This window comes from Aestuariivirga sp. (genome assembly GCF_041738905.1).
Classification (GTDB): Bacteria; Pseudomonadota; Alphaproteobacteria; order Rhizobiales; family Aestuariivirgaceae; genus Aestuariivirga.
In genome coordinates, this window is the sequence record NZ_JBGSOZ010000035.1 from 1 (window position 1) to 21,200 (window position 21,200).

Genomic DNA, 21,200 nt, shown 5'->3' on the forward strand with positions numbered 1-21,200 from the left:
CCCGCGTGTTCGGCTCGCGCCGCCCCGCCGATTGCGAGAACTACCTGATCGCCTATGCCGTGCCGTGGATCGACGTGATCCCCAAGGACGTGCAGGCGCGCGGCGCCCACCTGTGGATCGCCGGACGCCCGCGCGTGCCCGATGCCTCGGTGGACCCCACGGTGAAGAACTACCAGTGGAGCGAGTTCACCGCCGGCATTCTCGATGCGCATGACGAGAACTTTGACACCTCCGTCAACTGCGATGCGGAAGGCTTCCTCACCGAGGGCCCCGGCTTCAACGTCTTCGTGGTGAAGGACGGTGCGCTGAAGACGCCCGACCGGGGGAGCCTCGGCGGCATCACCCGGAAGACGGTGCTCGACGTCTGCGCCAGCCTCGGCCTTCCCGCCGCCGTCGCCCCCGTCACCCGCGCCGAACTGGAGGATGCCGACGAGGTGTTCCTCACCTCCACCGCCGGCGGCGTGATGCCCGTGTCGCGCGTGATGACCCGCATCCTCGGCAATGACCGGCCGGGGCCGGTGTATGAGAAGGTCCGCGACACCTATTGGCACTGGCACAGTGACGAGCGCTTCCGCACGCCGGTGAGGCCGCTGCCACCGCAATGACGCAATCCTGTGGCGGCATGGGGCTTACCGAACCGATGACAAGGAGGTTTCCATGCGCCCTGCCCTTGCTGCGATTCTCGCCCTGCCATTCTTTGCGCTGCCCTCGGTGGCCCACCACGGCTGGGGTTCCTATGACGCAAACACCCCCGTCACGCTGACGGCCACCGTCGAGGAGATCACCCTCGGCAATCCGCACGGCATGCTGATGCTCACCCAGGACGGCACGATGTGGCACGTGACGCTCGCTCCCCTTTCGCGCATGACCGCGCGGGGCGCCACGGGCGACATCGTGAAGGCGGGCACGGAGGTGAAGGCCTTTGGCTATCCCAAGCGCGACGGCACGAAGGAAATCCGCGCCGAGTGGATCGAGATCGGCGGCAAGCGCTTCGAACTGCGCTGAGGCCTGACCGCGCATGGATTGGGTGTGGCTGGCGCTGCAGGAGTCGTCCTTCGCCCAGTTCGTCCGCAACTCGGTGTGGTTCTATCCCGCCGCCAACATTCTTCATTTGCTGATGGTGATGGTGTTCTTCAGCCTCGTCGCTGCGATGGACCTCGCGCTGCTGCGGGTGCTGGGCGACGAGAAGCCCAGGGCGCTGATTGCCCGGCTGAGGCCCTTCGCCATCGCGGCCTTCCTCGCCATCGCCGCCACCGGCAACGTGCTGCTGGCGCCAGAGGCCGTGCCCATCGCCGGGAATGCGGCCTTCCAATTGAAACTGGCGGCCATCGCGCTGGCGCTCGCCAATGTGGGCCTGAACGCGTGGATGGTCAGGACAAGAGGCGACAGGTCCGGACTGGTGCGGGTGACGGCTGGCGCGTCCCTCGTCCTCTGGCTCAGTGTGGCCGCGATGGGCCGCAGCATCGCCTATTTCTGACGTTCTGCTGGCGTCTCGCGCATTGGGCGAGCAAGTGGAATCACTTGCGAAGCGAAAAATGCGCCAGATTCAAAGCTTTCGAGCAACTTGCCGGCGGTCAATTGACCGCCAGTTGCTCTAGCGATGATTGCCCATGTTGTCGACGTGGTTGCTCTTCTTGCCCCGGTCGCGCGGATCGTCGCAGCGGAACCAGCCTTCCTTGTAATTGATATAGTAGTTTGCATCGCCCGTGGGGTAGCGCCATCCCTTGCAATAAGCCCGTGCCTGAGCCCTGAGTTCCGAGGCGCTGACCTTCCGGTCGAGCTTCATCTTGGTCCCGGCAAAAGCAGGAGAAGCGGCCAGCGTTGCGGCCAGAAGCGCGAGGCAGGCGGTACGGGTGAAGGTCATGTGATGGCGGTCCCGGCAAATCGGTTGATTATTCCATTATAGTGCCGCAGGACGCGCATTGCTACCCGCCCGGCCGTGCAGATTTCGCCACGCGGTCAAAATCTTGCCCCTATTGGGCGCTGTAGGATTTTCATGGGTTTGCCGTATTTGATTACATGCGGCAATTGTGTATTGAGTCGCTCCGGGGAACGGGCAATTGAGGGGAGAGCCGATGGGCTTGAAGATGAAGGTTGGACACCGGCTGGCGGCCCTTGCGCTGGTCGGGCTCACGGCGGCAGGCTGCAGTTCGATGGGCGGTGGCTCCAGCGGTTCGACCGACACCAATGTCGGCTCCAGCGGACTGAGTGCGGCTGAGATCAAGACCGTTCTCGCCGGCAGGAGCTGGCGCTTCCAGGGCCCCAACAATACCGGCACCACGCTTTATGCCGCGGACGGCTCGTCCCTCGTCGAGGTTGACGGCAAGGGCACCACCAAGGGCAAGTGGACCACCAAGGACGGCCAGCTCTGCGAGAGCTTCGACCCGGCTCCCTTCCTGCCGGGCGGCGTGCCGATGAGCTGCTATCCCTTCTCGCGCGGCTCTGCGCCCAACACGTATCAGGCCGGCAAGGCCACTTTCACCGTCGCATCCTAGGGACTTTGCTGCACCGCCACAATTGGGCCACATGCTGACCGAAATCCTGCCGCCGGCGGGCGGGATAGGCTTGGGCTGCAATCCGCAGTGAATTCGCAAGGTAGTTTGATGATCACGCGCCTGTCGCGCCGCAGCTTCATTTGGGGAGGTCTCACGCTCGCAGCGTCCCCGCGCCTCGTTGCGGCCCAGCAAAGCCCCTACAGCAACGAGGCGGATCCCTTCCAGGGCGTGCCGCTCGAGCAACCTGCCGGCGCGCCAGATCCCGGCGGCTCCGTCATCGTCGAGGAGGAGCAGTATTACGACCCTGCCCTCCTGCCGCCGCCCGAATCTGAAATCGACTTTCCGATCGAGCCGGTCAATCCGCGCTCCGTGAGGAAGCAGTTCCGCCGCCAGATGGTGGACTTCGAAGGCACGGAAGATCCCGGCACGCTGGTGGTCGATCCCGACAACCGCTTCCTCTACCATGTGCTCGCCTATGGCCGGGCTCGCCGCTATGGCGTGGGCGTAGGCCGCGCCGGCTTTGCCTGGGCGGGTGCAGCGAAGATAGGCATGAAGCGCCGCTGGCCGCGCTGGGTGCCGCCGAAGGAAATGGTGGACCGCGACGAGCGCGCCCGCGAATGGAAGAACGGCCAGCCCGGCGGCCCGGATAATCCGCTCGGCGCGCGCGCTCTCTATCTCTACGCAAACGGCGCCGACACGCTCTATCGCATTCATGGCACCAACGAGCCGAAGACCATCGGCAAGGCCATGTCGTCGGGCTGCATCCGCATGCTCAACGAGGACGTGGCCGAACTCTTCGACAATGTCATCGTCGGCACCCCCGTGACGGTGCGTCCGTCGAAGGGTTCCTGACCGTGGCGGGCCATGGCGGCATCACCGCGATCGGCTTCGATGCCGACGACACGCTGTGGCAGAACGAAACTTTCTTCCGCCTCACCGAACAGCGCTTCGCGGAGCTGCTGTCGGAACATGGCGAACATGAGGTTATCTCGGCCAGGCTACTGGAGGCCGAGCGCCGCAACCTCAGCTTCTACGGCTATGGCGTGAAGGGCTTCACGCTCTCGATGATCGAGACGGCCGTCGAGATAACGGGCGGTGAAGTGTCGGCCAGCGTCATCGCGGAAATCCTCGGCTTCGGACGCCAGATGCTGCAGAACCCGGTTGAGACGCTGCCACACGTTCATGACACGCTGGACGCGCTCGCAGGCAAATATCGCATCCTCCTCATCACCAAGGGCGACCTGTTCGATCAGGAGCGCAAGCTCGCGCAATCCGGCCTCGGCGAATACTTCGACGCGGTCGAAATCGTGAGCGAGAAGACGCCCGGAACCTACGAGCGCATCTTCGGCCGCCACGCCGACGGCGCGGCCCATGCCATGATGGTTGGCAACTCGCTCAAATCGGATGTCGTCCCGGTGATCACGGCTGGCGGCTGGGGCGTGCATGTGCCGCATGAACTGACCTGGGTGCTCGAGCATGAGACAGCGCCCAACGGCAATCCGCGCTTCCACCGCATTGACGACCTGAGCGGCTTGCTGCCGCTTCTGGGGCAAATCGCTTGATGGCCGCTGCCGCCTGTGGCAGAGGGGCCGAAGCCTTGAGGAACTGACATCGTGACCGCCCATTTCATTCGTATACTGAGCATCATCGCGTTGGCCGCGGGGCTGGCGGCCTGCTCGCAAGGGCCCTCAGGCGTGAGGATCACCAATGGTGGCACCTCGGCCACCACCGACAAGACGCCTGTGCCGATCAGCAACTTCACGGCCGAGCAGATCCGCAGCGCGATCAGCGGCAAGACCTTCCAGTACACCCGCTCCGACGGCAACGGCTTCATCACCTACAATGCCGATGGCAGCTTCAGCTTTCAGGATGACGTGAAGGGCGGCGGCACCGGAAAATGGGCCGCGAATGGCAGCGAGTTCTGCGAGACCTTCGGCTCCGGCCCCACCGACTGCGGCGACTTCAAGAACACCGGTGACGCCTATTTCGCGGCGAAGTCGCGCCTCGTGGAGATGAAGGTCTAGCTTCTGCGTTCAGTCTGATTTTCGGGGAGACTCACCATGGAGCGGCTTGAAGGCGGATGCCTCTGCGGCGATGTGCGGTTGGTCGCGGTGGGACGTCCATACCGCGTCGGCCTTTGTCACTGTCTCGACTGCCGCAAGCATCATGGGGCCCTGTTTCACGCCTCGGCCATCTACCCTCAGGATGCGGTGACCATCCAGGGTGAAACACGCGACTATGCAGGCCGCCATTTCTGTCCCCGCTGCGGATCGTCGGTCTTCGCCCGCACGGGAGATGAAATCGAAGTGAACCTCGGCTCGCTCGATGCTCCCGACCAGTTGATGCCAACCTATGAAAGCTGGATCATCCGCCGCGAATCCTGGCTGCCGCCGTTTCCGCTCAAGAGGCACTACGACCGCGATCGGGAATCCACGGGCCGCTTCGAGGAATAGGCTGCTACTCGTTCAGGAACGGATTGGTCCGGCGCTCTTCGCCAATGGTGCTGGGGCTGCCATGGCCCGGCAGGAAAACGACGTCATCGCCCAGCGGATAAAGCTTGTGCTTGATGGAACCAATCAGCGAGGCGTGATCGCCATACGGAAAATCGGTGCGGCCGACCGAGCCCTGGAACAGCACGTCGCCCATCAGCGCAAACCGGTTCTCCGCATTGAACAGCACGACTGAACCCGGCGTGTGGCCGGGGCATTCGTAGGTGGCGAAGGTCAGGTCGCCGACGGTGACGTCGTCACCCTCCTCCAGCCAACGGTCCGGCACTACAGCCCGGACATTCATCATGTCGAAACGTGCCCCGCTTTCAGGCAAGGATTCCAGCAGGAACAGGTCCTTCGCGTGCGGGCCCTCAATGGGCACGTTCAGCGCGTCCTTCAGTTCGGCGGCACCGCCCGCGTGGTCAATGTGGCCATGCGTGAGGATGATCTTCTCGATGGTGATGCCGCTTTGCTTGATGGCATCGAGAATGACCGGAACATCGCCGCCAGGATCCACGATGGCACCCACTTTCCGCGCGTCGTCATAGACGAGCGAACAGTTCTGCTGGAACGGCGTCACGGGGATGATGAAGGCCTGAAGTTTTGTCATGGCCGCGCTGCATAGCTGCGCTGAAGCTGGGGCGCAACTGCCTTGCCCGAAGCATTGCCGACAGCTAGAGGCTGTTGAACGTCGGTTCAACAACACAGCAAGCCACAATACAGCAACCCCATGTCACCCGCCGAAGCAACGCAGAAGCGCACCGGAAATCTCGTCGCCGCCATCGCAGCGGTGTCGGCGTGCGATATTGCCTTCGGCCTGACGCTGCAACTCATCCCCCTTCTGATGGAGCGCGAGGGCTGGCCTGCCTGGGCCATCGGCCTCAACGCGGCCATGGCGCCGGTGGGCATTCTGCTGGCCGGCCCCTTCATGCCCCGCATTCTCGGCAACAGCGGAACCAAGCGGGCGGCCTTCGTCATCGTCGCCATTCTCGTGGCCAGCCTGGTGGCCATTAGCATGTCGCCATTCTGGATGTGGTTCCCGCTGCGCTTCATCTTCGGCATGGCGACAAGCGCACTCTTCACCATCAGCGAAACCTGGGTGCTGACTTTCTCGACCGAGCAGAACCGTGGCCGCATCATGGCCTTCTATACGTCGGTTCTGGCGGTGACGTTCTCTGTGGGGCCCCTCATCCTGCCGTGGACCGGCATCGAGGGCTTCCTGCCCTGGGGCATCGGCATCTTCTGCATCGTCCTCAGCATATTGCCGCTCACCTTCGTGAAGGTTGCCGAAGACGCATTCCACCAGAAAGAAGGGGCGGGCTTCTTCGGGTTCGTCCGGCGCGCGCCTTTGCTTCTGTTCGCGGTCGGCGCGGCAACCCTATTCGACAATGTGCTGATTTCGTTCTTCACCATCTACGGCCTGCGCCATGGCGTCGAACTCGACGTCGCCAGCCGCATTCTGGGTGTCGGCATCATCGGCAACGTCCTGATGATGTATCCGATGGGCTGGCTCGCCGATCACTGGTCGCGGAAAGGCGTCATCATCCTCAGCGCCATCACCACGATCGTGCTGTCGCTGAGCCTTCTCGTGGTCATCAACCACTGGATTGTCTGGCCCGTGATGATGCTGCTGACTGCGGCGGCTTTCGGGGTCTACATGGTGGCGCTGGCCACCATGGGCGACAGCTTCAAGGGGCCGGACCTGATCTCGGGTGCTGCCGCCATTGCCGCAATGTGGGGTGTGGGCGGCTTGATCGGCCCACCTGTCGCGGGCGTGGCGATCGACCTGTTCGGCATCAACGCCATGCCCGTCACGCTCGCGTCCTTCTATGTCATTCTCCTGGTGGGCGTCATTCTGAGCGGCGGCCGGCTGGTGCGGGAACCGTCACATGGATAAGCAGCGCATCGTCAATCTGCTGGCAGCGGTGGCGGCCATCACCGTCTTCGGTTTCACCTTCGGGCTCATGTTCCCGCTGCTCTCGCTCATCATGGAGAGCCAGGGCGTTCCCTCCGACATCATCGGCTACAACGCCGCCATGCATCCGCTGGGGATCGTGCTGTCGGTCTTCGCCATTCCACCGGTGGTGGCCCGCTTTGGCGCCAAGCGCTCCGTCATCGGAGCGGCCTTCGTGGTGGCGGCGGTCATCGTCTGCTACCCGTTCCTCCCCGTTTTCTGGTGGTGGTTCGTGCTGCGCGTGCTGCAGGGCTTCTTCGTGTCGATCCTGTTCGCCATCTCCGAGGCATGGATCGTCAAGTTCGCGGAAGGCGCTTGGCGCTCGCGCATCCTGGCGCTCTACACGTCAATTCTCGCCCTGAGCTTCGGCGGCGGCCCGGTGCTGATCGGCTTCACCGGCATCGAAGGGCCGCTTCCCTTCCTCGTCGGCGCCGGGGTGCTGCTGGTCGCCACCATCCCGATCTTCTTCGTGAAAGATGAGAACGTCGACAGCGAGGACGAGACTCCGCTCTCGGTGCTGGCCTTCGCCCGCAAGGCCCCGATCCTGCTCTTCGCGGTCGGCATGTTCGCCATCATCGATGCGGCGAACCTCAGCTTCCTGCCGGTCTATGCCGTGAAGAAGGGCTTCGACCAGGAAACCGCCGCCATGGCGCTCACCGCCTTCATCATCGGCAACACGGTGCTGCAATTCCCCATTGGCTGGTGCGCCGACCATTTCCCCAAGCGGATCGTCATGGCGGTGTGCGGCGTCATCACGGCCACGGCTTCGTTCCTCGTGCCCTTTGTCTTCGGCACGTGGGCGCTGTGGCCCGCCCTCACCGTCATGGGCGCCGCTTCGGCCGGGATCTACACCGTGGCGCTGGGCGAACTCGGCGAGCGTTTCTCCGGCCATGAACTGGTGACAGGCACCGCCTCCTTCTCCACCATGTGGGGCATGGGCGCGTTGGCGGGGTCATTGGCGGCGGGCTGGTCCATTGCGGGATTTGGCCCCGATGGTCTGCCCTTCACCATGGCCGCGATCTTCTTCGTGTTCATCCTTGCCACTCTCGTCAGCATCGGCTCTTCAAGGCGACGAACAGCATGACGCCAAGACGTTTCAGCTATGCTGCCGGTGTCGCCTTCGTGGTGGCGGGCGCCACATGCTGGAGCCTTGGCGGCGCACTGGTGCGTCTGACGGACGGTATCGACGTCTGGCAGATCATCTTCTACCGTTCGATGACCGTTCTGGTCTGCATGGGAATCTGGCTGGGCTTCCGTTTCGGGACGGACTTTTTCACACGCATGGCCGACGCCGGTTTCAACGCCGTGATCGCCGGGGTGGCGGTGGGCACCGCAGGGATCACCTTCGTGGCCGCCCTGTTCTACACGACCGTGGCAGAGGCCATCTTCATGGTGGGCATTGCCCCCTTTCTGTCCGCCATGCTGGGCTACTGGATTCTCCGCGAGAAGATCCCGCCCATCACCTGGGTAGCGATGACCGTGGCGCTGGCCGGCATGGGCCTCATCTTCTATGGCAATCGTGGTGGTGGCGCCTTCACCGGAACACTTCTGGCGATCTATTCCGCCTTTTGCTTCTCCTGCTATGCCGTGCTGCTGCGCTGGGGCCAGAAGACCGAGATGTCGGTGGCATTGATCTGGAACGCCATCTTCCTCATCCTCGTCACCGGCCTTGTGATGCTGGTCCCCACGGGCCTCAGGGAAACCACAGGCTTGGAAAGCTTCGCCATCGGTTGGTGGAACGCAGGGACAGTCGCCATCATGGGCGCGGTGCAACTCACGCTGGGCCTCATCCTCTTCACGGTGGGCTCCCGCAGCGTTCCTGCCGCACAGCTTTCCCTCATCGCGCTGGTGGAACCTGTTCTTTCGCCGGTCTGGGCCTGGCTTGTCAGCCGCGAACTGCCTCCGATCTGGACATTCGCGGGTGGGGCTGTGATTGTGCTCGCCATCGTGATTCAGGCGCTGTTCAGCGCCACCCGGGACAACCGCAATGCCAAGCACCAAGCCAGACGCCAGCGCCGCCGCGAGCCAGCTTTCGACCATCCGTGACGTCCTGCGCTGGGCGCTGACGGAGTTCCGGGCGGCGAAGATCGTGCACGGACACGGAACCACCTCCGCCACCGACGAAGCGGCCTTCCTCATCCTGGAATCGCTTCACCTGCCCGTTGACGACATCAACCCATGGCTCGACGCGAAGCTGCTCGACACCGAGCGGATGGCACTGGCCGAACTCATCCGCAGGCGGATCGAGACGCGCATGCCTGCCCCCTATCTGGTGAAGCGCGCCTATATCCATGGCGTGCCCTTCTATGTGGACGAGCGGGTCATCATTCCGCGCTCCTATATCGGCGAGCTGATGTTCTCCGGCGTCTTCGGCGGCGAGGACGCGAGCCTCATCGAGGACATATCGCAAGTCACCAGCGTGCTCGATCTCTGCACGGGATCGGGCTGCCTCGCCATCATCGCGGCAGGAGTTTTTCCGGACGCGGACATCGACGCAGCCGATCTTTCGGAGGACGCTCTCGATGTCGCGCGCATCAACTTGGCCGAACATGGTTTGGTGGACCGGATCAATCTCTGGCAGGGCAATCTTTTCGAAGCGGTTGAAGGCCGGACCTATGATCTGATCATCTCGAACCCGCCCTATGTTGCGGGCGGCGAAGTGGCCGCATTCCCGCCCGAGTATGGGCACGAACCGATCATGGCGCACATCGGCGGCGAGGATGGGCTCGACCTTGTGCGCCGCATTCTCGATGAGGCGGCGGACCATCTGAACCCTGGCGGCGGGCTTCTCTGCGAGATCGGCACGGGCCGCGAATTGCTGGTGGCGGATTACCCGCATCTCGACTTCCTCTGGCTCGACACCGAGGAGAGCCAAGGCGAAGTGTTCTGGATCACCCGAGAGCAGTTGCTGGGCGCGTGACGGACAAGGCCTACTTGCGGAGGCCCGTTGCCGTGACGAGGTTGTCATACATGCGGCGCGTCATCCGCGCCATGCTTGGCATCAGCGGATAGGATTCCTCAACCAGCTTCGGATAGGCGCCCTCGCCCTTGTGTTTTTCAAGGGCCGCGATGTAGCCCGGCATCGACGACCATCCCGCCACCGTCTGCGGCGTGAACTCGCAATGGAACTGCGTGCTCATCGCATGCTCGTCGATGGCCAGCGCCTGAACGGGAATGAGTGCCGAAGACGCCAGCACGCGGGCCTGCTGGGGCGGGCGCTTCACCTCCGCCATATGCCACTGCATCACCTTGTGGCTGCCCTCCAGCCCTTCCATCAGCCGGTGGCTCTTCCCGTCCTCGGTGAGGTCCACGTCGAACACGCCGACTTCCTTGCCGTCCGCCAACGCCACCTCACCGCCGAGCGCGGTGGCCAGCAACTGATGTCCGAGGCAGACGCCGAAATACGGCTTGGCGCGGTCCATCACCCATTCGCGGATAGCGGCCCTTTCACCCACGAGCCAAGGGTGTTCGTCCTCCTGCCAGGTATCCTGCGAGCCGCCGAGCACGAACAGAAAGTCATAAGGCGCGAGATTGGGAATATCCTGACCCTCGAACAGCCGCACGTGCTCCGGAATGATGCCGTCCTCGGCAAAAAAATCGAGGAACCGGCCCGGATGGTCATGGTCCATGTGCTGGAAGACGAGTGCGCGCTTCATGGCAGAAAGCTATCCTATCTGACGGGCGGCATCACCAGCGTTTTCGCGCGGCACTGCCGGTCCTCGTTGGCGCCGCATTGACTGAAATTTCCGCGCCTGTCGAGGCAGATCCTCAGTTCGGAGAGCCGCGCCCGGTCCCGTGCATTACCGCATTGCACGGAGATCATGTCGGCGTTCAGGTTGACGTTGGTCTTGACGAAGTCGGTGACGAGCTGCTCAGGCGTCGTCATCACCGGCTGGGTGGGTGAGAGATAGCGGGCAGGCACGCGGATCTTCTGGAACAGGATCTTCGTCGCACGGAAATAATCTGCCATGGACACGCCTACGCAGGTGCCGTGCTTTTTCCATTCGTGGATGATGAGGCGCTTCGACGGCATGATGGGTAGCATGTCGTCGATGATCGACTGCGGAACCCAGGTCTCGCTGGTGGCGCAGGATTCAGGCCAGCCCTGCTCATATTGCGGCCAGAGGCCGTGGACGACGAAGGCGAAGCGCTTGCCGGGCGAGCATTGCTGGCGGTCGTCCGCACCATCCTCGCTATCGCAATAGGTTGGCGACCACGAGAGCGAGAGCACGAAATAATCGAACACGCCCGCCTTGTTCATCTCCCGCGCGGTGGCGGAAGGAACCGTCAGCAGGACGGCAAGGACGAACGCGGCAGTCGCGGCAAGACAACGGAAAAGCGTTGAGGACGGCGCAAAGAGGCTTCGGGACATGAATCTGAGACGATCTTCCAGGACGAATTGTTGAGCAGCATGTCGCAACGGGCGAGTTGCCCCAGGATACAGGCCTGGTCACCCTGCTTGTAGTTCTGTCCGTTGGCACGGCAAGTACAATCATGCGCCCCGGCAGTGCCGGTAAGCAGGACAGCGGCTGCCGCCACGCCGATGAGTACCGCGTTCACCCCATGACTTGCCTCGCAAGGGACGGCGGCCGGGCGTCCCCGTCAGACGAGTTGAAGATCGACGGCTTGCGGACCCCGGCCCTTCTTGTCGGGCTGGATCTCAAAGCTGATCTTCATGTTTTCCGACAACTCCGGAATGCCAGAGCGCTGAACCGCAGTGATGTGCACGAACACATCCTTGCCGCCGCCATCCGGTGATATGAATCCGTAGCCTTTGGCCTGGTTGAAGAATTTTACAATGCCGTTCTGACGCATGAGAAGGACGTCCCTAATCCAATACACATTGCATCCGGTATCTCCCGCTTGTGGAAGGCGGCAGGCGGACAAGCTCAGGCGGCGTCAAAATGGATAGGCACGTCACCCCGATACGGTCCGGGGTCGGTCTTGACCCATTTGGAACAGCACAGCCGGCATCTGGACCTGTCAATCCAGACGCAAGGAGTATGCTGCACCCATGCGCTGAACTCAAGAGGGGTCTTCTTCAATAACAGGGCTTGATTTGCATAAACTGCCAGCCAATAGTTGGCCGTAGGATTTGATTGGGGTCTGGGATGAGAATGACACCGGTTGTGATGCTGACTGCGGCCGTGCTGGGTGCCGGGGTATTGGCGGCGGAGGCCAAGCCGGTTCAGACGACCAAATACACCTACTACACGGTTGGCGGCGACTCGGCCGAGGATATCTACAAGGCCATGATCCGCAGGGGTCCGAAGGTGAACGGCGCCAAGGCCTATGCCGCAACCTCCGCCACCACCACCCAGGACGGCAAACTGCTGCAAGGCTCATCCTGCCAGGTGAAGGACTACCGCCTCAAGCTCGACTTCGTCATCAAGCTGCCCAAGATCAAGAACGAGAAGGTTCTGCCCGCCGCCGACCGCAACCGCTGGAAGCAGTTCTCCAGCTTTCTCAAGATCCATGAGGAAACCCACCGCTCGATCTGGTTGGGATGCGCCGCCGATCTCGAACGGCAGGTCAAGGCCATCAGGGCGAAAAATTGCGCCGATGCCGACCGCAAGGCCACCCAGCTCTGGGAGAAGGTGCGCGCTGCCTGCAGCAAGAAGCATAACGCCTTCGACGCCGCCGAGCAGAGAAAGCTGATGAAGCACCCCTTCGTGCAACTGGTCTACAAGCGCTCCGTCCAGACCCACGGCGTCGCCGCGAAGTAACGTCTTAGCGCTTCAGGACGCGGCCCGCTACGGCGTCGAGCTTTGCGAGCAAACCCGGATCGCGCTTCTCAGGCGCCGTCATGATGGCAAAGTCGAGCGCGCAGTCGGAACCGATCGGACATGGCAGGTGCTCGCGTGGAAAATCGTGCGCGATGCGGCTGACCAGACGTTTCGCATTGCCGGAATTCGCCTTCAGCACCTCGATGACCTTGGCCACGTCCACCGTGCCGTGCTCCTCATGCCAGGAGTCGTAATCCGTCACCATGGCGACCGTGCAGTAACTGATCTCGGCTTCCCGCGCGAGCTTGGCTTCCGGCATGTTGGTCATGCCGATCACGGAAGCGCCCCATGAGCGGTAGAGCTGCGACTCGGCAAGCGTCGAGAACTGCGGACCTTCCATGACGATGTAGGTGCCGGCGCGGGCATGGGCGATCCCCTCGGCCGCCAGCGCCCCGGCGACGATATCCTGAAGTGCGGGCGAAACGGGATGCGAGAACGGCACGTGCCCCACGCAGCCCGTTCCGAAGAAGCTCTTCTCGCGCGCGAAGGTGCGGTCGATGAACTGGTCAACCAGCACGAAGGTGCCGGGCGGCAGGTCTTCCTTCAGCGAGCCGACGGCCGACAGCGAGATGAGGTCCGTCACTCCTGCCCGCTTCATCACGTCGATATTGGCGCGATAGTTTATGGTGGTCGGCGAATAGACATGGCCCCGCCCATGACGCGGCAGGAAGACAACCGGAAGACCGCCTATTTCGCCCCGCCGCACCTGATCAGATGGTTCGCCCCAGGGCGACGCGATCGCCTCCCAGCGGGCATTGTCCATCTCGATGTCATAGACACCCGATCCGCCGATGATGCCAAGTACCGAACGAGTCATGTGATTAGCCCCTGTCGACCGCAACATGCCCGATGCCGGACAAAACGAAAAGGCCCGGAACGATGCCGGGCCTTTTCAATTCTTTCAGTGAGGATCAGTGGGCGTTTGCCCAGATCTTCTTCTTCACGAGATAGAGCAGCAGGGCAAGGATGCCGAGGTAGATCAGCACCATGAAGCCGGTCTGCTTGCGTTCCATCATCTTGGGCTCTGCCGTCCAGGCGAGGAAGGCCGAGACGTCGCGGGCCATCTGGTCCACGGTCGCCGGGGTGCCGTCGTCATAGGTCACTTGGTCGTCGGACAGTGGCGCGGCCATGCCGATCCAGTGACCGTTGGCGAAGTAGGGATTGTAGGCCTTGCCCTCAGGCTGCTCTTTCTTCAGTTCTTCCGAAAGTTCTTCGTCGGGCACGTATCCGGTGAGCACCGAGTAGACATATTGCGGGCCGCCGATGCCGTTCACCAGCTGGTTGAACGTGCCGTACCAGCCGGGGCGGTACTTGGTGATGAGCGACAGGTCGGGCGGAAGAGCCCCGCCATTGGCGACGCGCGCGGCTTGCGGGTTCGGGAACGGCGACGGGAAGCGGTCGGACGGCAGGCCCGGACGCTCGAACATCTCGCCGTCCTCGCCGGGGCCATCCTGCATGGTGTATTCTGCCGCCAGCACCTTCACCTGCTCCTCGTTGAAGCCGGGGCCGCCCGGCTGCGAGAGGTTGCGGAAGGACATGTACTGCATCGCATGGCATGCCGAGCAGACTTCCTTGTAGACTTTATAACCGCGCTGCAGCTGACCTTCATCGAATGTGCCGAAGGGCCCTTCGAAGCTGAAGCTGATGCCCTTGGCATCCTTCTGGCCTTCCGCCGCCTGGGCCGCGCTGAAGATCAGCAACAGGCCGGTGGCCGCGATACCGAGTGTCTTGAGCAATTTCATTTTTCTTTCCCCCAGATCACTCGGCAGGCACGGCAGCGGGATTCTTCTTGGCGAGCACATCGTCTGAAATCGACGACGGCAGCGGCTTCGGGCTCTCGAGGAGGCCGAGCAGCGGCAGGATCACTAGGAAGTGCGCGAAGTAGTAGGCCGTCAGGATGCGCGAGAACACCACATACCAGCCTTCGGCGGGCTTCGAGCCAAGATAGCCCAGCGCCACGCAGACGATCGCGAATATCCAGAAGAACTGCTTGAAGATGGGACGATAGGAACCCGAACGCACCTTCGAGGTATCAAGCCACGGCAGTGCGAACAGGATCAGGATCGAGCCGAACATGGCCAGCACGCCGCCGAGCTTGTCGGGGATGGCGCGGAGGATCGCGTAGAACGGCAGGTAGTACCACTCGGGCACGATGTGCGCGGGCGTCACCAGCGGATCGGCTTCCTGGTAGTTGATGGCGTGGCCAAGATAGTTGGGCGCGAAGAACACCCAGGCGGCGTAGAACATCAGGAACACGACGATCGCGAAGGCATCCTTCATCGTATAGTAGGGATGGAAGGGCAGCGTGTCCTGGCTGCTCTTCACCGATACGCCCGTCGGATTGTTGTTGCCCGGCACGTGCAGTGCCCAGATGTGCAGGCCGATGAGGGCCGCGAGCACGAAGGGCAGCAGATAATGCAGCGAGAAGAAGCGGTTCAGCGTGGGGTTGTCGACCGAATATCCGCCCCACAGCAGCGTGGTGATCGAGTCGCCGACGAAAGGAATGGCGGAGAACAGGTTGGTGATGACCTTGGCGCCCCAGAAGCTCATCTGGCCCCACGGCAGCACGTAGCCCATGAAGGCGGTGGCCATCATCACGAGATAGATCAGCACGCCGATCATCCAGAGCACTTCGCGCGGCGCCTTGTAGGAGCCGTAGTACATGCCGCGGAACATGTGGATGTAGACGGCGATGAAGAACATCGAAGCGCCGTTGGCATGCATGTAACGCAGCAGCCAGCCCGAGTTCACGTCGCGCATGATGTGCTCGACGGAGGCGAAGGCAAGGTCGACGTGCGGCGTGTAGTGCATAACAAGCACCACGCCGGTGACGATCTGCACCACCAGCATGACGGCGAGAATGCCGCCGAACGTCCACCAGTAGTTCAGGTTCTTGGGCGTCGGGAAATCCAGCGCCTGGCCCTGCACCATTTCCATGATGGGAAGGCGCTCATGCATCCACTTCCCGAAGGCGGTGGTGGGCTTGTAATTCGAGGGTCCGCTCATGAGGATTGTCCTTCTTAGCCGATGCGGATCTTGGTGTCGGAGAGATAGGAATAGACCGGCACCGGCAGGTTCTCGGGCGCGGGACCTTTCCTGATGCGGCCGGCGGTGTCGTAGTGCGAGCCATGGCAGGGGCAGAACCAGCCGCCCATCTTGCCGCCGCCTTCGACGATCGCATATTCGCCTTCGTTGCCGATCGGCACGCAGCCGAGATGGGTGCAGACACCCATCATCACCAGGAACTGCTCCTTCTCGCCAACCACACGGTTGACGTCCGTCGCCGGGTCGCCTTCCTTCACATTGGCATTGCGGGCGAGCGGATCCGGCAGCTCTTCCATCTTGACGGCCTTGGCCGCTTCAATTTCCGGACCAGTGCGGTGGCGGATGAACACGGGGTTGCCGCGCCACTTGATGGTAATGGCCTGGCCTTCGGCAATCGGCGCCAGGTCGACTTCGACCGTCGCCATCGCCAGCACCGAGGCGTCCGGATTCATCTGGTTGATGAATGGCCAGGCCGTCAGCGCTGCGCCGACGGCACCGACGGCACCGGTTGCGATATAGAGAAAATCGCGCCGGTTGACTTCCGCATGTTCCGCTGTGGACACGTCTTTCTTCCCTTTTGTAGCCGCGCCTGCCCGTAAGAAGGGTACGGACGGGTGTTCCCCGGCGCTCAAACCCGCGACCTTTTGGCATTGCGGTCAAAAGAAGTCTAGCCATCAAGTGTCGCAGCAAGCGCCCGGTTTCCGGTTATGCCGGACTCGCGCTAAACAGCCCGGATCATGCTGGAAATAGCCCTTTATCAACCCGACATCGCGCCCAATGCCGCGACCATTCTGCGCATGTGCGCCTGTTTCGGCATCCGTTGCCGCATCATCGAGCCCGCGGGCTTCGTGATGACCGATTCCACCTTCCGCCGGGCGGGCATGGACTACCTCGACCGGGCGGCACTGGTGAGCGATGCGTCGTGGGCTGCGTTCCGGGAGGCGACCGCAGGCCGCCGGACCGTTCTGGTGACCACGAAAGCCACCCTGCCCTATGCGGATTTTGCCTTCGCGCCCGGTGACGTGATCCTGATGGGGCGCGAAAGCTCAGGCGTGCCCGACCGGGTGCATGAGGAGGTCGAAGCCAGGATCACCATTCCCATGATGCCGGGACTGCGTTCCCTCAATGTCGCCATGGCTTGCGCAATGGTGACAGGTGAGGCATTGCGTCAGTTGAGGAGTTTTCCGGCATGACCACCCTGGACGAGAAGAAGTCGAAGACCCGCCACTGGTTCGAGACGCTGCGCGACGACATCTGTTCCGCGCTTGAAGAGATCGACGGAACGGCGTTCGAGCGCAAGGCGTGGGAACGGCCCGAGGGCGGCGGCGGCGTCATGTCCATGCTGCACGGCAAGGTGTTCGAGAAGGCGGGCGTCCACACGTCCACCGTCCACGGCGAGTTTTCTCCCGAATTCAGGAAGCAGATTCCCGGCGCCGCGGATGACCCGCGCTTCTGGGCCTCCGGCATCTCGCTCATCATCCACCCGTGGAACCCCTTCGTTCCGGCCGTCCATATGAACACCCGCTTCATCGTGACGACGAAGACCTGGTTCGGCGGCGGTGCCGACCTGACACCCGTGCTCGACCGCAGGCGCAACCAGGAAGACCCGGACTCGCTCGACTTCCATGCCGCCATGCAGGGCGCCTGCGATGCCCATGCCGTGGCCGACTACGCCAGGTTCAAAAAGTGGTGCGACGAGTATTTCTTCCTGCCGCACCGGAACGAGCCGCGCGGCATCGGCGGCATCTTCTACGACCATTTCAATTCGGGCGACTGGGACGCAGATCTCGCCTTCACGCAGGACGTTGGCCGCGCCTTCCTCGCGATCTATCCCGAGCTGGTCCGGCGCAACATGGCAACGCCACACACCGATGCCGACCGCGAGGAACAGTTGATCCGCCGCGGCCGCTACGTGGAATACAACCTGCTGCACGACCGCGGCACCATCTTCGGCCTCAAGACCGGCGGCAATGTCGAGTCGATTCTGTCGTCGATGCCACCGCTGGTGAAGTGGCCCTGATCCGGGAGAACATGATGGACCTTCGCAACGGCTTCGATATCAAGCGCTATATCCGCACCATTCCGGACTATCCCAAGCCCGGCATCATGTTCCGCGACATCACCACGCTCTTGTCGAACATGCACGGCTTCCGCGCTGCTGTGGACGAGCTCGCATGGCCGTTTCTCAAGGGCGAGATCGATTATGTGGCGGGGATCGAGGCGCGCGGCTTCATCCTCGGCGGTGCGGTTGCCCACAACCTGGGCCGGGGCTTCATCCCCATCCGCAAGAAGGGCAAGCTGCCCGCCCGCGTCATCGGGCAGGAATACGCGCTGGAATATGGCGTCGATACGATCGAGATCCACGCCGACGCCATCCAGAAGGGCGACCGGGTCCTGCTGATCGATGACCTGATCGCAACGGGCGGCACGGCGGGCGCGGCAATCGACCTGATCCGCAAGTCAGGCGGCGAAGTGGTGGCCGCCGGATTCGTCATCGACCTGCCGGAACTGGGCGGCGCCGCGAAGCTGAAGGCGAAGGGCGTCAAGGTCCACACGCTGGTGAGTTTCGACGGGCATTGAGTCCCCCCCCCTCTCTCGTCATGGCCGGGCATCGTCCCGGCCATCCCTCTGGAATGGCACGTGATACCCGGAACAAGTCCGGGCATGACAGGAAGTGCTACGACCGCTTCGGCGTCAGCACCTTGCCTTCGAACGAGAAGACAAGCTCGCCATTCTGGTTGAAGCCCTCGTTCAGCGAAAAGATGAGGCCCCATTGCGGCCGCGAGTTGAGCTCACGCTTGCCCGTCACCGTGCTGCGGTAGGTGATCGTGTCGCCCGGCGTCACGGGCTTGATCCAGCGGAGGTTCGTGAAACCCGGCGATGGCCCCAGCGGCGCCGGCTCGCGGCCTTCCGCGCGCATTTTGGCTTCCGCCGCCTGATTGGTGGCGACATATCGTTTCATCCATCCCGATGCCGTGTGCCAGCCGGATGCGGAGAGCACGCCGAGCGGCCCCTTGCGCGCGGCTTCCTCATCGAGGTGGAACGGCTGAGGGTCATACTTCTCCGCGAAGGCGATGATCGCCTCCTTGGTGAAGTGATGGCTGCCCAGTTCGACGACGCGGTCCACGTCGATCTCTTCGAGGTAAAGCCCGATCATGGATGCCGCACTCCCATGAACTGCACGCCGGTGATCTCGACCTTGAGTTCACCTTCCATGTTGAAGAGTTCGAACTTCATCTTGAGAATGCCCATCTCCGGCCGCTTCGAAGAGATGCGGCGCGACAGCACGGTGCCACGGCCAGTCAGCGTTTCACCCGCATAGACGGGCTTCAGCCACTTCACTTCTTCCATGCTGTTCGACGCCATGGCGGCCGACTTGTTGGCATAACCATCAACCGCGAGCCGGATGAGAATGGCGCTCGACTGCCAGCCCGAAGCCGCCAATCCTCCGAGTACGGAACGTTTCGCCGCCTCCTCGTCGAGATGCATGGGCTGTGGGTCCCACTCGCGCGCATATTCGATCACCTCTTCGCGGCTGAGGTGATAGGTGCCGAAAGGAATGACCATCCCTTCGGGAAAGTCTTTGTAGTGAAGCAGATCAGTCATCGAGGCCATGATGAGGGGCTAGTTGGCAAACCGGAAGTGCATGACATCGCCATCCTTGACCACATAGTCCTTGCCTTCAAGCCGGAACTTGCCTGCTTCCCGCGCGCCCGCCTCGCCATTGCCCGAGACATAGTCCTCATAGGCGATGGTTTCGGCGCGGATATAGCCCTTTTCGAAATCCGTGTGGATAACGCCCGCCGCCGCTGGTCCCTTGGTACCTTTGGTGATGGTCCAGGCGCGCGCCTCCTTGGGGCCTACGGTAAAGTAGGTGACGAGATGCAAAAGGTCATAACCAGCGCGAATGACGCGGTTGAGGCCCGGCTCCGCCAGTCCCACGGCTTCGAGGTAGTCCTTCTGGTCAACCTCGGGAAGCACCGCGATCTCGCTCTCGATCTTGGCGGAGACGACGCAGGCCACCGCACCTTCCTCTTCCGCTCGCTTGAACACGCGGGCCGAGAAATCATTGCCCTTGTCCGCCGCCGATTCTTCGACGTTGCACACATAAAGAACCGGTTTCGAAGATAGCAGGCCGAGTCCTCGGAACGTCCTTTCCTCCTCGGGCGTGCGCTCGACAAGGCGGGCGGGCTTGCCCTCGCGCACCAGCGCCAGCGCGCGGTTCATCAGGTCGGCCAGTTCCTTGGCTTCCTTGTCGCCGGTCTTCGCCTTCTTCTCCAAGGGCGCCACGCGCTTCTCGAGCGAATCGAGATCGGCCAGCATCAATTCCGTCTCAATGGTTTCGATGTCGGCAATAGGGTCGATCTTGCCTTCGACATGCGTGATGTCGCTATCCTCGAAACAGCGCACCACATGGGCGATGGCATCAACCTCGCGGATGTTGGCGAGGAACTGGTTGCCGAGGCCCTCGCCCTTCGACGCGCCACGCACGAGGCCGGCGATGTCGACGAAGGTCAGGCGCGTCGGAATGATCTGTTGCGAACCTGCGATCTTCGCCAGCACCTCAAGGCGGGTGTCGGGCACGCCCACGTCACCCACATTCGGCTCGATGGTGCAGAACGGATAGTTCGCCGCCTGTGCCGCCGCTGTCTGCGTCAGCGCATTGAAGAGCGTGGACTTGCCAACATTGGGGAGTCCGACGATGCCACACTTGAAACCCATCAGCTTTCTGCCTTCTTCGCAGGTTTCTCCGGCGGCGGATTGACCGCCAGATGGACCTTGTTCTGGAATGATCCCTCCTCGCCCTTGACGAGAAGATCGATATTGTCGGCGACGGCCTGCAGCAGCGCTTCGAGCCATGCCTTGTCGGACTTGGCGAAATCGCTCAGCACATGCGGTTGCACCAGATGCCGGTCACCCGGATGACCTATGCCCAACCGCACGCGCACGAAATGCGGCCCGGCATGGGCGATCATGGAACGGATGCCGTTATGCCCCGCCGCACCGCCGCCAAGCTTAACCCGCGTCTTTCCGGGCTCGAGGTCAAGTTCGTCATAAAGCACGATGACCTGGGCGGGATCGATGTTGAAGAACCGCATGGCCTCGCCAACCGAGCGTCCGCTCTCGTTCATGTAGGTCAGCGGCTTGAGGATGAGAACCTTCTCGCCCGCCAGCACGCCATCGGAGGTTTCGCCCTGAAAACGCTTGCGCCAAGGCGAAAAGCCATGGCGGCGGACGATTTCGTCCACCGCCATGAAACCGATATTGTGCCGGTTGCCCTGGTATTTGGAGCCCGGATTGCCGAGCCCCACGATAAGGTGCATCTGGCCCTCGCGCTAAGAAGCTTACTTCTTCTTCGCAGCGGGAGCGGCAGCGGCCTTGGCCGGGGCAGCGCCCTTGGCCGGAGCCGCAGCCTTGCCGCCAGCGGCCG

General features: G+C 62.6%; 29 protein-coding genes. 16 read left to right on the plus strand and 13 right to left on the minus strand.

The genetic code is table 11. The features are described 5' to 3' along the window. The 3 genes from ACEW8Q_RS02455 to ACEW8Q_RS02465 all read left to right on the plus strand — a co-directional run. Nucleotides 1–605: aminotransferase class IV (locus ACEW8Q_RS02455; protein ID WP_373502462.1), on the plus strand; the 605-nt coding region annotated here is incomplete at its 5' end. 52 nt (nucleotides 606–657) lie between these two features. Continuing rightward, nucleotides 658–1,005: a DUF6152 family protein gene (locus ACEW8Q_RS02460; protein WP_373502463.1), complete on the plus strand. Its 348-nt coding sequence runs from the start codon at nucleotides 658–660 to the stop codon at nucleotides 1,003–1,005. A gap of 13 nt (nucleotides 1,006–1,018) precedes the next feature. Then, nucleotides 1,019–1,477 carry a hypothetical protein gene (locus tag ACEW8Q_RS02465; RefSeq protein WP_373502464.1) on the plus strand — a complete coding sequence of 153 codons (459 nt, stop codon included), beginning with the start codon at nucleotides 1,019–1,021 and terminating at the stop codon, nucleotides 1,475–1,477. Nucleotides 1,478–1,594: 117 nt separating this feature from the next. Here ACEW8Q_RS02465 and ACEW8Q_RS02470 read toward each other — a convergent pair whose 3' ends face one another. Then, entirely contained in the window at nucleotides 1,595–1,864 is a 270-nt protein-coding gene (locus tag ACEW8Q_RS02470; protein ID WP_373502465.1) for a hypothetical protein, read from the minus strand. Between the two features lie 211 nt (nucleotides 1,865–2,075). Here ACEW8Q_RS02470 and ACEW8Q_RS02475 point away from each other — a divergent pair, with 211 nt between their 5' ends. From ACEW8Q_RS02475 to ACEW8Q_RS02495, 5 genes are all read left to right on the plus strand, one after another. Then, the gene (locus tag ACEW8Q_RS02475; RefSeq protein WP_373502466.1) at nucleotides 2,076–2,495 is read left to right on the plus strand and encodes a hypothetical protein; all 420 of its coding nucleotides are present in this window, start codon (nucleotides 2,076–2,078) and stop codon (nucleotides 2,493–2,495) included. Between the two features lie 108 nt (nucleotides 2,496–2,603). Beyond that, entirely contained in the window at nucleotides 2,604–3,347 is a 744-nt protein-coding gene (locus ACEW8Q_RS02480) for a L,D-transpeptidase (RefSeq protein WP_373502467.1), read from the plus strand. 2 nt (nucleotides 3,348–3,349) lie between these two features. Next, nucleotides 3,350–4,057: an HAD family hydrolase gene (locus tag ACEW8Q_RS02485; RefSeq protein WP_373502468.1), complete on the plus strand. Its 708-nt coding sequence runs from the start codon at nucleotides 3,350–3,352 to the stop codon at nucleotides 4,055–4,057. Between the two features lie 51 nt (nucleotides 4,058–4,108). Beyond that, nucleotides 4,109–4,519 (plus strand): hypothetical protein, encoded by a 411-nt coding sequence (locus tag ACEW8Q_RS02490; protein WP_373502469.1) that lies wholly within the window; start codon nucleotides 4,109–4,111, stop codon nucleotides 4,517–4,519. Nucleotides 4,520–4,555: 36 nt separating this feature from the next. Then, the gene (locus tag ACEW8Q_RS02495) at nucleotides 4,556–4,948 is read left to right on the plus strand and encodes a GFA family protein (RefSeq protein WP_373502470.1); all 393 of its coding nucleotides are present in this window, start codon (nucleotides 4,556–4,558) and stop codon (nucleotides 4,946–4,948) included. 4 nt (nucleotides 4,949–4,952) lie between these two features. On the opposite strand, the gene ACEW8Q_RS02500 is transcribed toward ACEW8Q_RS02495, so the two are convergent. Then, nucleotides 4,953–5,594, minus strand: a complete 642-nt coding sequence (locus ACEW8Q_RS02500) for an MBL fold metallo-hydrolase (protein ID WP_373502471.1) — start codon at nucleotides 5,592–5,594, stop codon at nucleotides 4,953–4,955. Nucleotides 5,595–5,714: 120 nt separating this feature from the next. Between ACEW8Q_RS02500 and ACEW8Q_RS02505 the strand changes: the two genes are divergently transcribed. The 4 genes from ACEW8Q_RS02505 to prmB are packed head-to-tail and all read left to right on the plus strand — an operon-like array spanning nucleotide 5,715 to nucleotide 9,858. Next, nucleotides 5,715–6,881, plus strand: coding sequence for an MFS transporter (locus tag ACEW8Q_RS02505; protein ID WP_373502472.1), 1,167 nt, complete (start codon nucleotides 5,715–5,717; stop codon nucleotides 6,879–6,881). Beyond that, the gene (locus ACEW8Q_RS02510; RefSeq protein WP_373502473.1) at nucleotides 6,874–8,022 is read left to right on the plus strand and encodes an MFS transporter; all 1,149 of its coding nucleotides are present in this window, start codon (nucleotides 6,874–6,876) and stop codon (nucleotides 8,020–8,022) included. Before ACEW8Q_RS02505 ends, ACEW8Q_RS02510 begins: the two co-directional genes overlap by 8 nt. Continuing rightward, entirely contained in the window at nucleotides 8,019–8,984 is a 966-nt protein-coding gene (locus ACEW8Q_RS02515; RefSeq protein ID WP_373502474.1) for a DMT family transporter, read from the plus strand. The genes ACEW8Q_RS02510 and ACEW8Q_RS02515 overlap by 4 nt, the downstream gene beginning before the upstream one ends. Beyond that, nucleotides 8,926–9,858 (plus strand): 50S ribosomal protein L3 N(5)-glutamine methyltransferase, encoded by a 933-nt coding sequence (prmB, locus tag ACEW8Q_RS02520; RefSeq protein WP_373502475.1) that lies wholly within the window; start codon nucleotides 8,926–8,928, stop codon nucleotides 9,856–9,858. Before ACEW8Q_RS02515 ends, prmB begins: the two co-directional genes overlap by 59 nt. 10 nt (nucleotides 9,859–9,868) lie before the next feature. Here the strand turns inward: prmB and ACEW8Q_RS02525 are convergent, their stop codons facing one another. The 3 genes from ACEW8Q_RS02525 to ACEW8Q_RS02535 form a co-directional block, all read right to left on the minus strand. Beyond that, entirely contained in the window at nucleotides 9,869–10,594 is a 726-nt protein-coding gene (locus tag ACEW8Q_RS02525) for a type 1 glutamine amidotransferase (RefSeq protein ID WP_373502476.1), read from the minus strand. A gap of 14 nt (nucleotides 10,595–10,608) precedes the next feature. Beyond that, the gene (locus ACEW8Q_RS02530; RefSeq protein WP_373502477.1) at nucleotides 10,609–11,310 is read right to left on the minus strand and encodes a ribonuclease T; all 702 of its coding nucleotides are present in this window, start codon (nucleotides 11,308–11,310) and stop codon (nucleotides 10,609–10,611) included. A 230-nt stretch (nucleotides 11,311–11,540) separates the two neighbouring features. Beyond that, nucleotides 11,541–11,753: a cold-shock protein gene (locus ACEW8Q_RS02535; RefSeq protein WP_373502478.1), complete on the minus strand. Its 213-nt coding sequence runs from the start codon at nucleotides 11,751–11,753 to the stop codon at nucleotides 11,541–11,543. A gap of 302 nt (nucleotides 11,754–12,055) precedes the next feature. On the opposite strand from ACEW8Q_RS02535, the gene ACEW8Q_RS02540 reads away from it, so the two are divergent. Next, complete coding sequence (locus ACEW8Q_RS02540) at nucleotides 12,056–12,664, plus strand: DUF922 domain-containing protein (protein WP_373502479.1); 609 nt, start codon at nucleotides 12,056–12,058, stop codon at nucleotides 12,662–12,664. A gap of 4 nt (nucleotides 12,665–12,668) precedes the next feature. On the opposite strand, the gene ACEW8Q_RS02545 is transcribed toward ACEW8Q_RS02540, so the two are convergent. The 4 genes from ACEW8Q_RS02545 to petA all read right to left on the minus strand — a co-directional run bounded on the left by ACEW8Q_RS02545 (nucleotide 12,669) and on the right by petA (nucleotide 16,332). Beyond that, the gene (locus ACEW8Q_RS02545) at nucleotides 12,669–13,541 is read right to left on the minus strand and encodes an S-methyl-5'-thioadenosine phosphorylase (RefSeq protein WP_373502480.1); all 873 of its coding nucleotides are present in this window, start codon (nucleotides 13,539–13,541) and stop codon (nucleotides 12,669–12,671) included. Between the two features lie 94 nt (nucleotides 13,542–13,635). Further along, on the minus strand, nucleotides 13,636–14,466 hold the full coding sequence (locus ACEW8Q_RS02550) for a cytochrome c1 (protein WP_373502481.1): 831 nt from the start codon (nucleotides 14,464–14,466) through the stop codon (nucleotides 13,636–13,638). Between the two features lie 16 nt (nucleotides 14,467–14,482). Continuing rightward, a complete protein-coding gene (locus tag ACEW8Q_RS02555; protein ID WP_373502482.1) occupies nucleotides 14,483–15,730 on the minus strand; it encodes a cytochrome bc complex cytochrome b subunit in 1,248 nt (415 codons plus the stop codon). Nucleotides 15,731–15,744: 14 nt separating this feature from the next. Then, the gene (petA, locus tag ACEW8Q_RS02560; RefSeq protein ID WP_373502483.1) at nucleotides 15,745–16,332 is read right to left on the minus strand and encodes a ubiquinol-cytochrome c reductase iron-sulfur subunit; all 588 of its coding nucleotides are present in this window, start codon (nucleotides 16,330–16,332) and stop codon (nucleotides 15,745–15,747) included. A gap of 174 nt (nucleotides 16,333–16,506) precedes the next feature. On the opposite strand from petA, the gene ACEW8Q_RS02565 reads away from it, so the two are divergent. The 3 genes from ACEW8Q_RS02565 to ACEW8Q_RS02575 are packed head-to-tail and all read left to right on the plus strand — an operon-like array spanning nucleotide 16,507 to nucleotide 18,349. Beyond that, nucleotides 16,507–16,962 (plus strand): tRNA (cytidine(34)-2'-O)-methyltransferase, encoded by a 456-nt coding sequence (locus ACEW8Q_RS02565; protein WP_373502484.1) that lies wholly within the window; start codon nucleotides 16,507–16,509, stop codon nucleotides 16,960–16,962. Next, entirely contained in the window at nucleotides 16,959–17,789 is an 831-nt protein-coding gene (gene hemF, locus ACEW8Q_RS02570; RefSeq protein ID WP_373502485.1) for an oxygen-dependent coproporphyrinogen oxidase, read from the plus strand. Before ACEW8Q_RS02565 ends, hemF begins: the two co-directional genes overlap by 4 nt. Nucleotides 17,790–17,803: 14 nt before the next feature. Then, entirely contained in the window at nucleotides 17,804–18,349 is a 546-nt protein-coding gene (locus ACEW8Q_RS02575) for an adenine phosphoribosyltransferase (RefSeq protein ID WP_373502490.1), read from the plus strand. A 97-nt stretch (nucleotides 18,350–18,446) separates the two neighbouring features. Here the strand turns inward: ACEW8Q_RS02575 and ACEW8Q_RS02580 are convergent, their stop codons facing one another. Genes ACEW8Q_RS02580 through pth form a run of 4 tightly spaced genes read right to left on the minus strand, consistent with a single transcriptional unit; the run spans nucleotide 18,447 to nucleotide 21,093 of the window. Then, entirely contained in the window at nucleotides 18,447–18,926 is a 480-nt protein-coding gene (locus tag ACEW8Q_RS02580) for a MaoC family dehydratase (protein WP_373502486.1), read from the minus strand. Next, the gene (locus ACEW8Q_RS02585) at nucleotides 18,923–19,375 is read right to left on the minus strand and encodes a MaoC family dehydratase (RefSeq protein WP_373502487.1); all 453 of its coding nucleotides are present in this window, start codon (nucleotides 19,373–19,375) and stop codon (nucleotides 18,923–18,925) included. Before ACEW8Q_RS02585 ends, ACEW8Q_RS02580 begins: the two co-directional genes overlap by 4 nt. Before the next feature lie 18 nt (nucleotides 19,376–19,393). Next, a complete protein-coding gene (ychF, locus tag ACEW8Q_RS02590; protein WP_373502488.1) occupies nucleotides 19,394–20,491 on the minus strand; it encodes a redox-regulated ATPase YchF in 1,098 nt (365 codons plus the stop codon). Further along, nucleotides 20,491–21,093, minus strand: coding sequence for an aminoacyl-tRNA hydrolase (gene pth, locus ACEW8Q_RS02595; RefSeq protein WP_373502489.1), 603 nt, complete (start codon nucleotides 21,091–21,093; stop codon nucleotides 20,491–20,493). The genes ychF and pth overlap by 1 nt, the downstream gene beginning before the upstream one ends. Between the last annotated feature and the right edge of the window lie 107 nt (nucleotides 21,094–21,200).